This is a genomic window from Streptomyces sp. NBC_00210 (genome assembly GCF_045160975.1).
GTDB lineage: Bacteria > Actinomycetota > Actinomycetes > Streptomycetales > Streptomycetaceae > Streptomyces.
In genome coordinates, this window is the sequence record NZ_CP108120.1 from 5,799,538 (window position 1) to 5,814,210 (window position 14,673).

The following is a 14,673-nucleotide window of genomic DNA, read 5'->3' on the forward strand; positions in this document are numbered from 1 at the left end:
ACCGGCCCGGTTCGGGACAAGACCGGTCCCAGATCCTCGGTAGGGCGTTGGCTTTGCGCCGGAGGGGTACAGCGCGGCCTCGCGAGACGTCCGCTCCGCCCCTGACCTCTGCCACAAAGAGCTCTTGCGGTGTTCAAGGAGGACGTCCATGACGAGCAGCAACCAGCAGCCCATCCCCGCTGCCCGCCCGGTCATCGGTGAGGAAGAGATCGAGGCCGCAGTACGCGTACTGCGCAGCGGCAGGGTCGTTCAGGGCCCTGAGGTGGCCGCATTCGAGGAGGGATTCTCGGAGCTGGTCGAGGGGCGCCACTGCGTGGCCGTCAACTCGGGTACCTCCGCGCTGCACCTCCTTCTGCTGGCTTTGGGCATCGGCCCGGGTGACGAAGTGATCGTTCCTTCGTTCTCGTTCGCCGCGTCCGCGAACGCGGTCCGGCTCGTCGGCGCCGACGTCGTCTTCGCCGACATCGAGCCCGGCAGCTTCGGCCTGGACCCGGCCGCCGTGGAGGCCGCCATCACGCCGCGCACCGCCGCGATCATGCCGGTGCACCTGTACGGCCACCCCGCCGCGATGGACAAGCTCATGCCCATCGCCGCCAAGCACAAGCTGGCCGTCGTCGAGGACGCCTGCCAGGCGCACGCGGCCGCGTTGAACGGCACCCCGGTCGGCGCGTTCGGCTCCGGCGGCACCTTCAGCTTCTACCCGACGAAGAACATGCACTCCCTCGAGGGCGGCATGATCTCCACGGGTGACGCCGAGATCGCCCGCACCCTGCGCCTGCTGCGCAACCAGGGCATGGAGCAGCGGTACGCCAACGAGATCGTCGGCGCCAACATGCGTATGACGGACGTCGCCGCCGCCGTCGGCCGCGTACAGCTGTCGAAGCTGAACGGCTGGACCGAGCAGCGCATCGCCAACGCCGCGTACCTCACCGAGCACATCACCGCGCCGAGCGTCACGACCCCGACGGTCGCCGAGGGCGCGCGCCACATCTACCACCAGTACACGATCCGGATCAGCGGGGACCGCGACGCCGCCATGGCGAAGCTCACCGACGCGGGCGTCGGCAATGCTGTGTACTACCCGACTCCGATCCACCGGCTGAAGCCGTACTGGGAGCCGGACCAGAAGGCCGGCCGTAACTGGGACCTGCCGGAGACCGAGCGTGCGGCCGCCGAGGTCGTCTCGCTCCCGGTGCACCCCTCGCTGTCCGCCGAGGACCTCGAGCGCATCGTCGCCGCCGTGAACGAGCTTGGAGAGAACCTGTGACCATCGCCCAGGGACTGCGGGCCGGCCTCATCGGCCTCGGCTCGATGGGCCGCCACCACGCCCGCGTGCTCGCCGGCCTGGATGGTGTCGAACTCGTCGCCGTCGTCGACCCGATGGGGGACAAGAACGGCTGGGCGCAGGGCGTCCCCGTGCTCTCCACCGTCGAGGAGCTGATCTCGCTCGGCATCGACTACGCCGTGGTGGCCTGCCCGACCGCGCTGCACGAGGAAGTCGGCCTCAAGCTCGCCGAGGCCGGTGTCAGCGCGCTTGTCGAGAAGCCGGTCGCGGACACCGTCGAGGGCGCCCGCCGCCTCGTCGAGGCCTTCGAGTCGCGCGGCCTGGTCGCCGGCGTCGGCCACATCGAGCGCTGCAACCCGGCGCTGCGCTCGCTGCGCCAGCGCCTGGAGGCCGGTGAGCTCGGCGACGTGTACCAGGTCGTCACCCGCCGCCAGGGCCCCTTCCCGCACCGCATCGCCGATGTCGGCGTGGTCAAGGACCTCGCCACCCACGACATCGACCTCACCGGCTGGGTGACCGGCCAGACGTACACCTCGATCTCGGCCCGTACGGTCTCCAAGTCCGGCCGTCCGCACGAGGACATGGTCTCCGCGGTCGGTCAGCTCTCCGACGGCACCATGGTCAACCACCTGGTCAACTGGCTGAGCCCGCTCAAGGAGCGCTTCACCTCGGTCACCGGTGAGAAGGGCTGCTTCATCGCGGACACCCTCACCGCCGACCTGACCTTCTACTCGAACGCCGCCCAGGCCACCGAGTGGGAGGCCCTGCAGGCCTTCCGCGGTGTGGCCGAGGGCGACATGATCCGTTACGCCATCCCGAAGCGCGAGCCGCTGCTGGTCGAGCACGAGCTGTTCCGTGACGCCGTGCTCGGCAAGTCCGACGACATCTGTACGTTGCGCCAGGGTCTTCGTACCGTCGAAGTGGCGGCAGCCGTGCTGGAATCCGCCGCCAGCGGCATCACAGTCGATCTCTCCGCGCACACCGCGGCCCAGTAGGGCGAGGAGCCTTGACCAGTCCTGATGTTTCCGTCGTCGTCGCCGTGTACAACACGATGCCGTACCTGACGGATTGCCTTAACTCCCTTGTCGGGCAGAGCATTGGCTTGGACAGGCTTGAGATCGTGGCCGTCGACGACGGTTCCACGGACGACAGCGCAGCGGAGCTCGACCGCTTCGCGAAGAAGTACCCGGACACCGTCAAGGTGATACACCAGGCGAACTCCGGTGGCCCGGCAGCACCCAGCAACAGGGCGCTGGACCTGGTCACCGGACGTTACGTCTACTTCATCGGCTCCGACGACCACCTCGGCAAAGAGGCGTTGGAGCGGATGGTGGCCTACGGCGACAAGCACGAGTCGGACGTCGTGATCGGCAAGATGGTCGGCACCAACGGCCGCTATGTCCACCAGGCGCTCTTCAAGAAGAGCAACCCGGACATCAGCATGTTCGACTCGGCGCTGCCGTACACGCTGGCCAACACCAAGCTGTTCCGCCGCGAGCTGGTGGAGAAGTACAACCTGCGGTTCCCCGAGGACCTGCCGGTCGGCAGCGACATGCCGTTCACCATCGAGGCATGTGTCAGGGCCGGCAAGATCTCGGTGCTCGCGGACTACACGTACTACTACGCGGTGAAGCGCGGGGACGCGAGCAACATCACCTACAAGTCCAGCCATCTGTCACGGCTGCGCTGCACCGCGAGGATCCTGCATCACGCCGCCGGGCTGGTCGAGGCGGGGCACCGGCGGGACATGCTCTTCGAGCGCCACTTCAACTGGGAGCTCTCCAAGCTCCTCAAGGGCGACTTCCCGGCGCTGGACGCGGGGACCCGGCGCGAGGTTGCCGCCGGTATCGCCGAGCTGGCCGACGAGTACCTCACGGACTCGCTGAGCGACGCCCTGCCGGTCATGCGGCGGGTCAGGCTCACCCTGGCCCAGCGCGGCGCGGTGGACGAGCTCACCCGGGCGATCGAGGCGGAGGAGGAGAACGGCGCTCCGCCGTTCCACCTGGAGGACGGCCGGGCCTACGCCCGCTACCCGGGCTTCAGGGACCCCGTACTGAACATCCCCGACCGGGTCTTCGAGGTGACCGGGGAGTCGGTCGCCGCCCAGCTCGCCTCGGGCACGGAGCTGGTCTCGGCCGAGTGGCAGCAGGACGGCGAGGATCTCTCGCTGGCCATCGCGGTACGGCTCGGGCTGACCGGCGACACCGAGTCGGCCGTCATCCGTCTCGTCCAGGGCTCGATGCCCAAGAGCGCGGACAAGGCCGGCGGCCGCCGGCTGCCCGTCGGTCATGAACTGCCCGCCCCCGTGGGGGAGTTCACCCAGGAAGTGACGGCCGACGGAGCCGGCACGGTCGTCCGCGGGCGGATCCCGATAGAGCCCCGTCAGGCCTCGCTCGGGGTGCGCGTCCATGTGGACGTCGCGGGATCGACGTACGAGATCCCCGTGCGTGGCAAGGACAAGCCCATGCCGCTGGCCCGGCGCTGGCGCAGCGGCACCGCGTATCGGGTGGGCGCGCGTGTGAACCAGAAGGGCAGGATGGTCATACTGACCGGCCTGCTGTTCCCGCCCGAGAATAAGGTGTGGCCGCGTGTGCGGCCCCTGCTGGTCCGGTTGAAGAGGAAAGTAACCCGATGAATATCTGTGTAGTCGCGCTCGGCAAGATCGGGCTGCCGCTCGCCGTGCAGTTCGCCGCCAAGGGCCACAAGGTCATCGGCGCCGATGTGAACGAGAAGGTCGTCGAGCTGGTCAACGCCGGCACCGAGCCCTTCCCCGGCGAGCACGACCTCGACCGTCTGCTCAAGGAGACCGTCGACGCCGGACTGCTGTCGGCCACCACCGACACCGCGGCCGCAGTCGCCGAGTCCGACGCCGTCGTGGTCGTCGTCCCGCTGTTCGTGGACGCCGAGGGCGTGCCCGACTTCGGCTGGATGGATTCCGCGACCAAGGCGATCGCCGCCGGACTCAAGCCCGGCACCCTCGTCTCGTACGAGACCACCCTGCCGGTCGGCACCACCCGCACCCGCTGGGCGCCGATGCTGGAGCAGGGCTCCGGGCTCACCGCGGGCAAGGACTTCCAGCTGGTCTTCTCGCCGGAGCGGGTGCTCACCGGCCGGGTCTTCGCCGACCTGCGCCGCTACCCCAAGCTCGTCGGCGGCATCGACGAGGCCTCCGCCAAGCACGGCGTGGAGTTCTACGAGCAGGTGCTCGACTTCGACGAGCGCGAGGACCTGGCGCAGCCGAACGGCGTCTGGGACCTGGGCACCGCCGAGGCCTCCGAGCTGGCGAAGCTCGCGGAGACCACCTACCGCGACGTCAATATCGGCCTGGCGAACCAGTTCGCCCGTTTTGCCGACAAGAACGACATCGACGTCAAGAAGGTCATCGAGGCCTGCAACTCGCAGCCCTACAGCCACATTCACCAGCCCGGCATCGCCGTCGGCGGCCACTGCATCCCGATCTACCCGCGGATGTACCTGTGGAACGACCCGGAGGCCACCGTCGTGCGCTCGGCGCGCGAGGCGAACGCCGCCATGCCGGAGTACGCCGTGGACCTGCTGGCCGCCGCCTACGGCGACCTGGACGGCGTGGGCGTGCTGGTGCTCGGCGCGGCCTACCGCGGCGGCGTCAAGGAGACGGCCTTCTCCGGCGTCTTCCCGACCGTCGAGGCGCTCAAGGCGCGCGGGGCCGTCCCCTTCGTCTCGGACCCGATGTACACGTCCGAGGAGCTCACCGCGCACGGTCTGACCCCGCACGAGGGACAGGTCGTCACCGCGGCGATCCTGCAGGCCGACCACGCCGAGTACCGCGAGCTCGCGGCCCGTGACCTGCCGGACGTCCGCGTCCTGGTCGACGGCCGGCGCACCACCGACCCGGCGCGCTGGGAAGGCGTACGCCGCGTCGTCATCGGCGGCTGATGCAGTCATACGAAGGCCCCGGCCGCCTCGCAGGAGGTGACCGGGGCCTTCGCCGTACGTACTAGCGCTTGTGCTGCTCCAGGAACTCCACCACGCGGTGGGCCGCCCGGCCGTCGCCGTACGGGGTGCCGCGCTCGGCCGCCGGGGCCGGGCGGGTGGCGATCTTGGCCCACTCGGCAGCGTCCAGCTCGTGCGGGTTCGGGACCAGCTGGTTCCAGCCGCCCTCCAGCGTCTCGACCCACTCGGTCTCCGGGCGGATCGTGGTGCAGACGCGGTCCAGCAGGAACGCCTCCTTCTGCAGACCGCCCGAGTCCGTGACCACACCGGCCGAGCCGAGGACGGCCGCGACCAGACCCGCGTACGGCAGCGGACGGCCCGAGTGCAGCGAGCCCTGGTTCAGCTTGATGCCGTGCTCCTCGGCGCGCACGACGAGGCGCGGGTGCGCCAGCAGGGCGACCGGCACCGGCAGGCTCGCGAGCGAGTCGACGATCGCCGCAAGGCGCTTGGGGTCGTCGGTGTTGTCCGGGCGGTGCAGCGTTGCCAGCAGGTACGGCGCCTCGGGGTCGATGCCCTCGGGCAGCACGGGCTTGGGGTGCTCGCCGGCCAGCACCGCGTCCCTGATCCGCAGGCACACGTCGACCATGACGTCTCCCGCCAGCACGGAGCGCTTGCTCAGCCCCTCGGCCGCCAGGTGGCGCATGGCCTCCTCGGTCGGCGCGAGCAGCAGGTCGGCGGCGTGGTCGGTGAGGATGCGGTTGTGCTCCTCGGGCATCCGGCGGTTGAAGGAGCGCAGCCCGGCCTCCAGGTGCGCCACCGGCAGGTGCATCTTCACCGCGGACAGCGCACCGGCGAGCGTCGAGTTCGTGTCGCCGTACACCAGGACCCAGTCGGGCTGCTCGGCGTCGAGGACCGGGTCCATCGCGGTGAGCACACCGCCGGTCTGGGCGCCGTGGCTGCCCGAGCCGATGCCCAGATGTACATCGGGGTCCGGAATGCCAAGGCCCGAGAAGAAGACGTCGGAAAGGTCGGCGTCATAGTGCTGACCCGTGTGAACAATCACATGCTGGTGGTCGGTTTCCGCGAACGCAGCGGCGATCGGTGCGAGTTTGACCAATTGGGGACGAGCGCCGACGACGCTGATGACCTTCACCGTGAACTGCTCCTCGATACCTGGGTTACCGGCCCCCCGGCGGGGCCGAAGACCGAATTCCGTCCGATGATAAAGTGACGCCTCGACGTGTGCTCCGGGGAGGAAGTCGGTAATGAATCAGGCAGCATCCAGGGATGCGGCCGTAGTCACGCCGTGGTACCCCACACGTGAGCTGCCTTTCCGAGGATCCTTCGTCCAGGCAATGGTCGGTGCGACGGCCCCGGGCTGTGACAGCTTCGTGGTCTACCACTGCGACCCATGGGTCGCCCCGATGGACGCAGCCACCACTCAAGCGGTGGAAGCGGCCGGTGGCAAACTGGTGACCCGTGCCGCGCACCGCGTGCCCACCGCCGGCGGCGCCGAGCTGGTGCACTTCCCGGTCACCACCCCGCGCGGTCAGGACTACGGCGCACAGTCCCGCAGCCACGAGCGGCAGTTGCGCGCGGCCCTCGGCGGCCGGCCCATCGACGCCCCGGTCGTGCACGCCCATGTCGGGCTCCCCAGCGGCTGGGCCGCCCTGCAGAACGCCCGGCCGGACGCGCGGGTCTTCGTCACCGAGCACGCCTCCTTCCTTGAGCGGGTCTTCCAGGACCCGGACGCCGTGGAGCTGTACGACGAGCTGCTGGCCCGCGTCACCGGCTTCTTCGCGGTCGGGGACAAGGTCACCGAGGTGCTGAGCAGGCAGTTCCCGCACCACGCGGAGAAGATCCTGCGCATCCCCAACCCGATCTCCTTCGACGAGAGTCGCCCCGCCCCGGTCACCGAGCTGCGCAAGTGGCTCTACCTGGGCAGCATGGTCGAGCTCAAGGGCGTGAACTGGCTGGTCGAGGCCTTCGCCGAGTGCTACGCCGAGGACCCGACGCTGACGCTGACGCTGGTGGGTGAGGGCCCGCTGCGGCGGACGCTGACCGACCGGGTCGCCGAGCTCGGGCTGAGCGACGCCGTCGACCTTCCCGGCTCGATCCCGCACGAGCAGGCGCTGGACCTGATGCGCGAGCACGACCTGCTGGTGCACCCGAGCCGGTACGAGACCTTCGGCATGACCATCGTGGAGGGCATCGCCGCCGGTATGCCGGTGCTGGTGACCCGCTGCGGAGGGCCCGAGAAGACGCTGGCCGGCATCGAGGACGCGGCCGGCGAGCTCATCGATGTGGAAGAGAACGCCGAGTCGATCAGGGACGGCTACCGGCGCCTGCGCAGCCGCTTCGACAGCAGCGGTCTGGATCTGAAGCGCGCCCAGGACCAGCTGGCCGCGCAGTACGGCTACGAGGCCGTCGCCCAGGCGCACTACCGTCTCTGGTTCCCCGACTCCCCGTGATGGAGTGACATGCAGGTCCTGTTCCTGGCTCTCGGCGCCTCCCGCAAGCGGGCCGTGGTCGAAGAGTCGGCGGAAGTGGTGGCGCGCGGCGATCGTGCGGTCGTCCTGGTCGGCGCGCGCAAGCCGTGGCTCGACCAGGGCTTCGCCCCCGAGGTCGAGCTGGTGACGGCCGAGGAGCTGGAGGCGAGCCATCTGCCGCGCCGGCTGGAGCGCCTGGTGCTCTACCGCGTCCCGCGGCTCGTGGTGCAGGTGGCCGGCCGCGGCCCGCTCCGCAGCAAGGCCAAGCGTGCCCTCAAGGCGTACGAGCGCCGGGTGGCGGGCCGTATACACCGCAGGGTTTTCGTTCCGCTGCACCGCCGTGTGTGGCCGAAGCTCGCCGACCGGATGGTCTGGCGCCACTTCTCGCCACGCAAGGGCCCGGAGCTCATGGTGGTGGCCGATGCGCTTTCGGTGCCCCGTGCCGTACAACTGATTCAGGCGTGGGAGTCGGAGGGCCTGGCGGTCCCCAGGGTCAGTTACGGCATCGACTCCGACGTGTCCCCGCAGACCTCAGCCGCTCGCTGATTTCGACAACGAGGAAGATTCATGAAGAACCGCAGCGGCCGGCGGCCCCGCGTGCTCTACCTGGCGTTCTACTTCCCGCCTTCCCGGGCCAGCGGCGTGTACCGCGCCAGGGCGACGGCCAACCATCTGGTGGAGAAGGGCTGGGACGTCACGGTCTTCGCCTCGCCGCTGGACTTCCTCTACAAGAGGATCGGCTCGGTCGACGAGGGTCTCTCCGAGACCGTCGACCCCCGTATCCGGGTGGAGCGTCCGGAGCTCAACCAGTACACCTGGCAGCAGGATCTGCGTGAGTTCAGCTGGCTGCGCCGCAGCTTCCCGCTGATGGCGAAGCGCGTGTACCAGTTCAGCCAGACGAAGCTCTTCCCGGAGCGCTACTCGTCGTGGGCCTGGGCCTCCGTCGTACGGGCGCTGAAGCTGCACTCCAAGAAGCGCTTCGACATCGTGGTGGCCACCGGCAACCCGTTCGCGTCCTTCGGTGCGGCCTGGCTGTTCAGCCGGCTCACGGGTGTTCCGTACGTCATGGACTACCGCGACTCGTGGACGCTGGACCTCTTCCACGACGAGCCCGCCTTCCCCAAGGGCCACATCGCCTGGGCCTGGGAGAAGCGGATGCTGAACAGGGCGTCCGCCTCGGTGTTCGTGAACGAGGCGCTGCGGGGCTGGCACGCGGAGCGGTATCCCGAGGTCGCCGACCGCATGATGGTGGTCCCCAACGGCTGGGACGCCGATGTGATTCCGGCGGCGCCGGAGCCCTCCGGGGCCGAGGAGCAGCCCGCGACCGTGGTGGAGCCCTCCGCCGACGGGTCCACGCGTCCGCTGAAGTTCGCCTACCTCGGCACGCTCACCGTCAAGCAGCCGGTGGAGGAGATGGCCGAGGCGTTCAAGATCGCCCGCCGTCACCCGGACCTCGCGGACGCCGAGCTGCAGATCCACGGCCACCTCGGCTTCTTCAAGAACAGCCCGGCCACGCTGAAGAAGAAGCTCGGCCTGGACGAGGAGGGCCCCGTCAACGGCGCCGAGGACACCGGTCTGCGCTACTGCGGCCCGGTCTCCAAGACCGAGGTCGGCGGGGTCTACGAGGACGCCGACGTGCTGGTCTTCCTGGCCGGCGGCGGCAAGTACGTGACCTCCGGCAAGATCTTCGAGTACATGGCCTTCGGGCACCCGATCGTCTCGGTGCACGCGCCGGGCATCGCCGCCCAGGACGTGCTGGAGGGCTACCCGCTCTGGTTCAACGCCGACAGCCTGGATGTGGACGCCCTGGCGACCTCGATGGTCGCGGCGGGCAAGGCCGCGCGTGATCTGACGCCGGAGCAGCGCGAGAACGCGCGTCGGCACGCGGACAAGTACCAGCGTGACGCGGTGCTCAAGCCGTTCGAGGAGCAGCTGCGGACCATCATCGGCCGCGAGCCCGCCGAGGCATCGGAGAGCGCTTCGGAGAGCGTTTCGGAGCACTAGGCCCTGTCCGGCCATCTTGCCGGGCTCGCACCGCAACGGCGAAGGCCCCGACCGGAGTTCCGGTCGGGGCCTTCGCCGTCGGCGGCTTGGCAGCTCACTCGCCCTTCGGGGCGTAGATCTCCCGGTCCAGGTGCATGGTGACCGTGAGGTGCGGATGGGCCTTGGCCCACTTCCAGCCCGTCACCGTGGAGTTGATGTCGCTCACGAACACATGGTCGGCGAGGTCGAGACGCAGCTCCGGGAGGGCCACACGCTTGGCCATACGGGACAGCAGCTGCGGCCGGATCTCCTTGTACCCACGGTTGAAGATCTTCTTGTGGAAGGCGTTGGCGGCCTTGGTGTGCGCCCGCTGCACGGACGCGACGGCGAGCTCGGGGCCGATGGACGCGCGGTTGCGGGCAGCCATCTTCCGGGCCTTGCGCAGCACCGCGCGCGGGGCGCGGTAGACGAGGAACCGCTCGCCGCGCGGGATGCGCAGCTTCTTCTCGGCGTCCTCGATGCTGATCACGGGGACGCGCGCGTCCAGCTGTGCGCGCTGCCAGAAGTTGTCGGCCCGGCCCGCGACGAGGGTGACCTCCACGCCCACCTCGACAAGGAAGTTGGCGAATTCCACGATGCGCCGGGGCTTGCCGGGAGGCGTCAGCGCGAGGATGACCGCGCGCCCGATCGGCTCCGCCGGCGCGGCGGTCTTCGGCGCGGTCTCCTTCGGGGCCCGCTCCTCGACCACGGGCGCGCTCTCGGGCGCCTTCACGACCGGGGCCGCCACCTCTGCGGCGGGCAGCGGGGTGCCCTCGTAGACCGAGATGAGCTGCTTGGCCACCGCCTCGGTGCCGTACCTGCTCTCCAGGACCTCACGGGCCGCCGGCAGGTCGATCCCGGCCGCGTCCTGGCGCAGCTGCCAGTAGGCGTCGGCGATGACCCTGGGGTCCTCGCTGACGTCCATGAACGCGCCGGCCCTGGACTCGATCCCGGCCAGACTCTCCTGCGGGCCACCGCTGCGGGTGGCGAGGACGGGCAGCCCGGCGGCGACCGCCTCGACGACCGTCATGCCGAAGGTCTCGCCCTTGCTGGCGTGCACCAGCAGATCGTGACGGTGCATCAGCTCGTTGATGTCCTCGGGGGACACGGGCGGCAGAATGCTGACCCGGTCGGCGAGGCCGAGCTCCTTGGCACGGGCGGCGAGATCCTCCTCGCGGGGGCCGTGGCCGACCAGGGTGAGGGTCGCCCGCGGCTCCTTCTTCGCCACCAGCGCGAAGCCCTCAAGGAGTTCGTCGACGCCCTTCGGCTTGATCAGACGGCCCACGTACAGCCAGCTGAGCAGCTCCGAGGAGCGCTCGGGGCCGGGGGTGAAGCGACCGAAGTCGATCATGTTCGGTACGACGCTGAGCTTGTGCGCGTACGCCGGGAACTCCTCGGCGATCTGGTCCCGCAGCCGGGTGCTGACGCAAAGGAACGCGTCTGCCCGCACCAACACCTCGCCGTACAGCTCACGGGCGGCGGGCTGCGCGAAGACCCTGTCGAGGAAGGACGAGTGCTCGGTGACGACCACCCGCGCGTCCGGCTTGGCCAGGTGGAGGGCGAGCACACCGCCGTAGATGCCGGTGTGGGCGTGGACGAGCGGGGCCTCGATCTTCCCCGTGGGCAGTGCGGGGAGCAGCGCCTTCTCCTGGGCGGCGACCCAGGGGCTGTAGTTCTTGCGGTTTATCAGCGGCACCGGGACCCGCACGACAGTGCCCTCGGGGCTGTCCACGACGGGGACGAGGTCCCGGCGCTCCTGGAGGCGGTCCGTGGTGACCTTGATCGCGTCGTTGAGCGCGGGGTGGGCCCTGCCCGACCAGTCCTCGGTGTGCAGGACCGTGACCCGGTCGAACTGGTCGGCCACCGCCGCCGTCATCGCCTGAACGAAAGAACCGGCGTACGGGTTGTTCGGCGACGGGTACCAGGGGGTGATCACCGCGAGGTCCGAAGGCCCGGCGGTGTGGCCCTCCGTGTTGGCGGGCTCCAGCTCCAGCGTGAGCTCCGGCCGGCGCTTGACGGCCGCCCAGGCCACCGGCAGCGCGTGTGCGTCACCGGCGATCAGTCGCTCGGCCTTGGCGAAGGGCCCCGACTTGTCGGAGACCAGCTTCTTGGCGGCGGGCCATGCGGAGCCGTGCTTGTCGCGGGAGAGCCGCACGACATCAACGCCGTCCAGGCGCGAGAGTTCGCCGGTGGTCTCCGCCCACTCCTCGCCGTCCGTGACGACCAGTACGATCTGCGACCCGGACGACGCAAGTTCCTTGACATGCTCGCGTGCTGCCCGAACCCGGTACGTTCCGAGCGCGAGATAGAGCACGTGGCTTTTCATCTGGTTCCCTTCGCACAACATGACGCAGGGGCCCAGCGTATCGAAGCCTGAAGCGGGCTCTGCGGCCGAGGAGAGCGCATAGGTGTGACGTCGGACGGGTCAGCCGCGCTCGTCGAGCAGGGTCAGCTGCGCTCGCTGAGTACGCCGTCCTTCTCCACGTACACGGCACCGGTCTGCGGGCACTCCCACACACCCGCTTCGCTCTCGCGCTCGACCAGCCGGACACCGGACCGGCCGACCCAGCCGATCTGCCGCGCCGGTACGCCGACGACCAGCGCGAAGTCCGGTACGTCCTTGGTGACGACGGCGCCCGCGGCGACCATGGACCAGCGCCCGATCCGCACCGGCGCGACACACACGGAACGCGCACCGAGCGAGGCACCCTCGGCGACCTTGACGCCCACGGCCTCCCAGTCGCCGCCGCGCTTCTGCTTGCCCTCGGGGTCGACGGAGCGCGGGTTGTGGTCGTTGGTGAGCACCACGGCGGGGCCGACGAAGACACCGTCGCCGAGCTCGGCGGGCTCGTACACCAGGGCGTAGTTCTGCAGCTTGACGTTGTCGCCGATCTGCACACCGGTCCCGACATACGCACCGCGACCGACGACACAGCCCTCGCCGAGCTTTGCGCCCTCGCGGATCTGGGCGAGCTCCCAGACGCTGCTCCCGTCGCCGATGACGGCGCTCTCGTCGACCTGGGCGGTGGGCTGGACCCTGTAGTTCACTTCTCTGCCTTCCGGTGCGCGGCTTCGCCCGGCGAGCATACGGCGCGCGCCGCGCTCAGCGCCGCTGGGCCCAGGCCTTCCTCAGCTGGGCCGCATAGAACAGGGCGGCCGCCGTCGGCAGGACCGTCCGGTACCAGCCCACGTCCGGCGAGAGCCAGCCGTACGCCGCCGCAGGTACGAGGATCACCAGGCCCGCGGTCCGCAGCACCCACCAGCGTCTCGGGCGGGGGACAGGAAGGGCCGGGGTACCCAGGTCCGTCGACATGGTGTCGCGGATGCCCTTCAACACCCCGCGGCGAGGGAGGAGTTGGGCTCCGGGTGCGCCGTCCAGGATCTCGTCGCGTTCGCCGAAGCCGTCCGGGAGCGGGGGCAGCCCGAGCGCGGTGACGAGCTGGGACTGGCGCCCGGCCGGGTCGTTCGTGCCGCGGAGCAGGGTGACCAGAGGGCGCTGGTCCGGCACCGGGAAGATCGCGGCGAGCGCCTGCGCGGTGGCGGTGGCCTCGGCGTGGTCGGTGACGGGGGCCGAGGGGTCCCACAGATGGGACGCGCGCGGCTTGCCCTTGTGGAAGAGCGTGAAGCCGCAGCGGTCGGCCGTGCGGCGCAGGACCAGGGCGGGCCACTTCTCACCGGTGGTGAAGTTGTCGGCGGCGGCCGTCAGCAGTTCCTCGCCGGCTGCGAGGGTCGCGCGCTTGCCGGGGGACGGGTCGGGGACGAGCTCGACGTAGCTCATACGGGACGGGGAAGGGGAGAGGGAGGGGGAGGGGGCCGGGGCTATACGGAGCGAGACGCCGCACATCAATGCCGCCTCGGCGACCTCGTGCGGCGGGGCCGCGGCTATCGCCAGCGAGCGCGGCGCGGGGACCGGGGGGACGGCGGCCGCCGGGGTCGTGGGCCGCGGCGGTCTGCCGAAGAAAGGGGTCTTGGAGGCGACCTGCATCCGTACACCCAGGCGGAACTCCAGGAACTCCTTGCGGCTTTCGCCGACGTACGCCCACGGGTAGGCGCGTGCGTGCACGCCGATCGCCCGGAAGACCTCCAGGGCCTCGCTCCACCGCTCGGCGAAGATCAGCAGCAGGGCGAGGTGATTGCGGAACCCGGCGGCGTCCGGGTCGCCCGGCGCGTACCAGGCGGAGAGCTCCAGGGCGCGGCTGACGGCGGCCTCGATGCGGGCGCGGTCGATCGGGCCGTCCTCGGTGGAGTCGTCGGAGACCACCTCGTACTCGATGGCGGCCAGCAGCGGCAGCGCATGCAGTTTCGAGCCGGGCAGCGCGCCGTCGGCGGCGCGCTCGGCGAAGTCGAACATCTCCTCGTGCGAGCCGTACCACTTGTCGCAGAGGTACTGCAGCGCGGTGGCATGGCAGCCGTAGTGGTGCGGGGCGCGGGCGACGGCCTCGGCCCAGTAGGCGTCGAACACATCGCGCGGCGCCTGGATGCCCCGTGCGTGCGTGAGCGCGATCTCCCACGGCACCGGGTCGGTCGGGTTCAGCGCGGCTGCCGTGGAGATCACCGGAATCGCGTCGTCGAGCAGCGTGAAGAAGGCCCGGAACTGGTCCTCGGACACATGCCGGGCCCGGTAGCCGGTACGTATCTCCCAGGCCTGCTGGATACAGAGATCCGCCTTCACGAGCACCGCGTCGGGGTCCTCGGGCGACCGGGCAAGCCAGCCCTCCAGCCAGCCCGGGTTGTGCAGCGCGCTCTCGGCCAGCCTCGTGACGCACACACTGCGCCGCTCCCACTGGGCGCCGAGCCGGGTCTCGGCAAGGAGATCGCGCGTCGGAGCGGCATCGCCGGCCGCGGCGGCGCTCAGCGCGGCGCGCAGCGCGGGATCGGCCACGGCATCGACGGTGACGGCTTCGTCCGGCGGCAGATCCGCGCCCACGGCCGAGCCGTGGCGGAGCATGCGAGGCATGGTGATCA

General features: G+C 70.2%; 11 protein-coding genes. 7 read left to right on the forward strand and 4 right to left on the reverse strand.

Features of this window, described 5'->3' with window-relative positions:
- Positions 1-148: 148 nt before the first annotated feature.
- From OG729_RS26195 to OG729_RS26210, 4 genes are read left to right on the forward strand one after another with little or no spacing between them, the layout of a single operon-like run.
- Positions 149-1,267, forward strand: coding sequence for a DegT/DnrJ/EryC1/StrS family aminotransferase (locus OG729_RS26195; RefSeq protein ID WP_360880973.1), 1,119 nt, complete (start codon positions 149-151; stop codon positions 1,265-1,267).
- A 2-nt stretch (positions 1,268-1,269) separates the two neighbouring features.
- Positions 1,270-2,280, forward strand: a complete 1,011-nt coding sequence (locus OG729_RS26200) for a Gfo/Idh/MocA family oxidoreductase (RefSeq protein ID WP_360881027.1) — start codon at positions 1,270-1,272, stop codon at positions 2,278-2,280.
- Between the two features lie 11 nt (positions 2,281-2,291).
- Positions 2,292-3,920 (forward strand): glycosyltransferase family 2 protein, encoded by a 1,629-nt coding sequence (locus tag OG729_RS26205; protein WP_405808307.1) that lies wholly within the window; start codon positions 2,292-2,294, stop codon positions 3,918-3,920.
- Positions 3,917-5,200 carry a nucleotide sugar dehydrogenase gene (locus OG729_RS26210; protein WP_405808308.1) on the forward strand — a complete coding sequence of 428 codons (1,284 nt, stop codon included), beginning with the start codon at positions 3,917-3,919 and terminating at the stop codon, positions 5,198-5,200. Before OG729_RS26205 ends, OG729_RS26210 begins: the two co-directional genes overlap by 4 nt.
- 61 nt (positions 5,201-5,261) lie before the next feature.
- Here OG729_RS26210 and wecB read toward each other — a convergent pair whose 3' ends face one another.
- Positions 5,262-6,350: a non-hydrolyzing UDP-N-acetylglucosamine 2-epimerase gene (wecB, locus tag OG729_RS26215; protein ID WP_360880979.1), complete on the reverse strand. Its 1,089-nt coding sequence runs from the start codon at positions 6,348-6,350 to the stop codon at positions 5,262-5,264.
- Positions 6,351-6,552: 202 nt separating this feature from the next.
- Here wecB and OG729_RS26220 point away from each other — a divergent pair, with 202 nt between their 5' ends.
- Genes OG729_RS26220 through OG729_RS26230 form a run of 3 tightly spaced genes read left to right on the forward strand, consistent with a single transcriptional unit; the run spans position 6,553 to position 9,690 of the window.
- The gene (locus tag OG729_RS26220; protein ID WP_405808309.1) at positions 6,553-7,668 is read left to right on the forward strand and encodes a glycosyltransferase family 4 protein; all 1,116 of its coding nucleotides are present in this window, start codon (positions 6,553-6,555) and stop codon (positions 7,666-7,668) included.
- Between the two features lie 9 nt (positions 7,669-7,677).
- Positions 7,678-8,232 (forward strand): hypothetical protein, encoded by a 555-nt coding sequence (locus tag OG729_RS26225; RefSeq protein ID WP_405808310.1) that lies wholly within the window; start codon positions 7,678-7,680, stop codon positions 8,230-8,232.
- A 21-nt stretch (positions 8,233-8,253) separates the two neighbouring features.
- Positions 8,254-9,690: a glycosyltransferase gene (locus tag OG729_RS26230; protein WP_360880985.1), complete on the forward strand. Its 1,437-nt coding sequence runs from the start codon at positions 8,254-8,256 to the stop codon at positions 9,688-9,690.
- 94 nt (positions 9,691-9,784) lie between these two features.
- Here the strand turns inward: OG729_RS26230 and OG729_RS26235 are convergent, their stop codons facing one another.
- The 3 genes from OG729_RS26235 to OG729_RS26245 all read right to left on the reverse strand — a co-directional run bounded on the left by OG729_RS26235 (position 9,785) and on the right by OG729_RS26245 (position 14,656).
- Positions 9,785-12,034, reverse strand: a complete 2,250-nt coding sequence (locus OG729_RS26235) for a glycosyltransferase family 4 protein (protein WP_405808311.1) — start codon at positions 12,032-12,034, stop codon at positions 9,785-9,787.
- A 122-nt stretch (positions 12,035-12,156) separates the two neighbouring features.
- Positions 12,157-12,756 carry an acyltransferase gene (locus OG729_RS26240; protein ID WP_360880989.1) on the reverse strand — a complete coding sequence of 200 codons (600 nt, stop codon included), beginning with the start codon at positions 12,754-12,756 and terminating at the stop codon, positions 12,157-12,159.
- A gap of 55 nt (positions 12,757-12,811) precedes the next feature.
- A complete protein-coding gene (locus tag OG729_RS26245; protein WP_405808312.1) occupies positions 12,812-14,656 on the reverse strand; it encodes a hypothetical protein in 1,845 nt (614 codons plus the stop codon).
- Positions 14,657-14,673 lie beyond the last annotated feature (17 nt).

Bases quoted from the DNA above. Each gene is read 5' to 3' on its own strand.
- OG729_RS26195 (WP_360880973.1), top strand. From the start codon at position 149: ATGACGAGCAGCAACCAGCAGCCCATCCCCGCTGCCCGCCCGGTCATC.
- OG729_RS26210 (WP_405808308.1), top strand. From the start codon at position 3,917: ATGAATATCTGTGTAGTCGCGCTCGGCAAGATCGGGCTGCCGCTCGCC.
- OG729_RS26220 (WP_405808309.1), top strand. From the start codon at position 6,553: ATGGTCGGTGCGACGGCCCCGGGCTGTGACAGCTTCGTGGTCTACCAC.
- OG729_RS26225 (WP_405808310.1), top strand. From the start codon at position 7,678: ATGCAGGTCCTGTTCCTGGCTCTCGGCGCCTCCCGCAAGCGGGCCGTG.
- OG729_RS26230 (WP_360880985.1), top strand. From the start codon at position 8,254: ATGAAGAACCGCAGCGGCCGGCGGCCCCGCGTGCTCTACCTGGCGTTC.
- OG729_RS26235 (WP_405808311.1), bottom strand. From the start codon at position 12,034: ATGAAAAGCCACGTGCTCTATCTCGCGCTCGGAACGTACCGGGTTCGG.
- OG729_RS26245 (WP_405808312.1), bottom strand. From the start codon at position 14,656: ATGCTCCGCCACGGCTCGGCCGTGGGCGCGGATCTGCCGCCGGACGAA.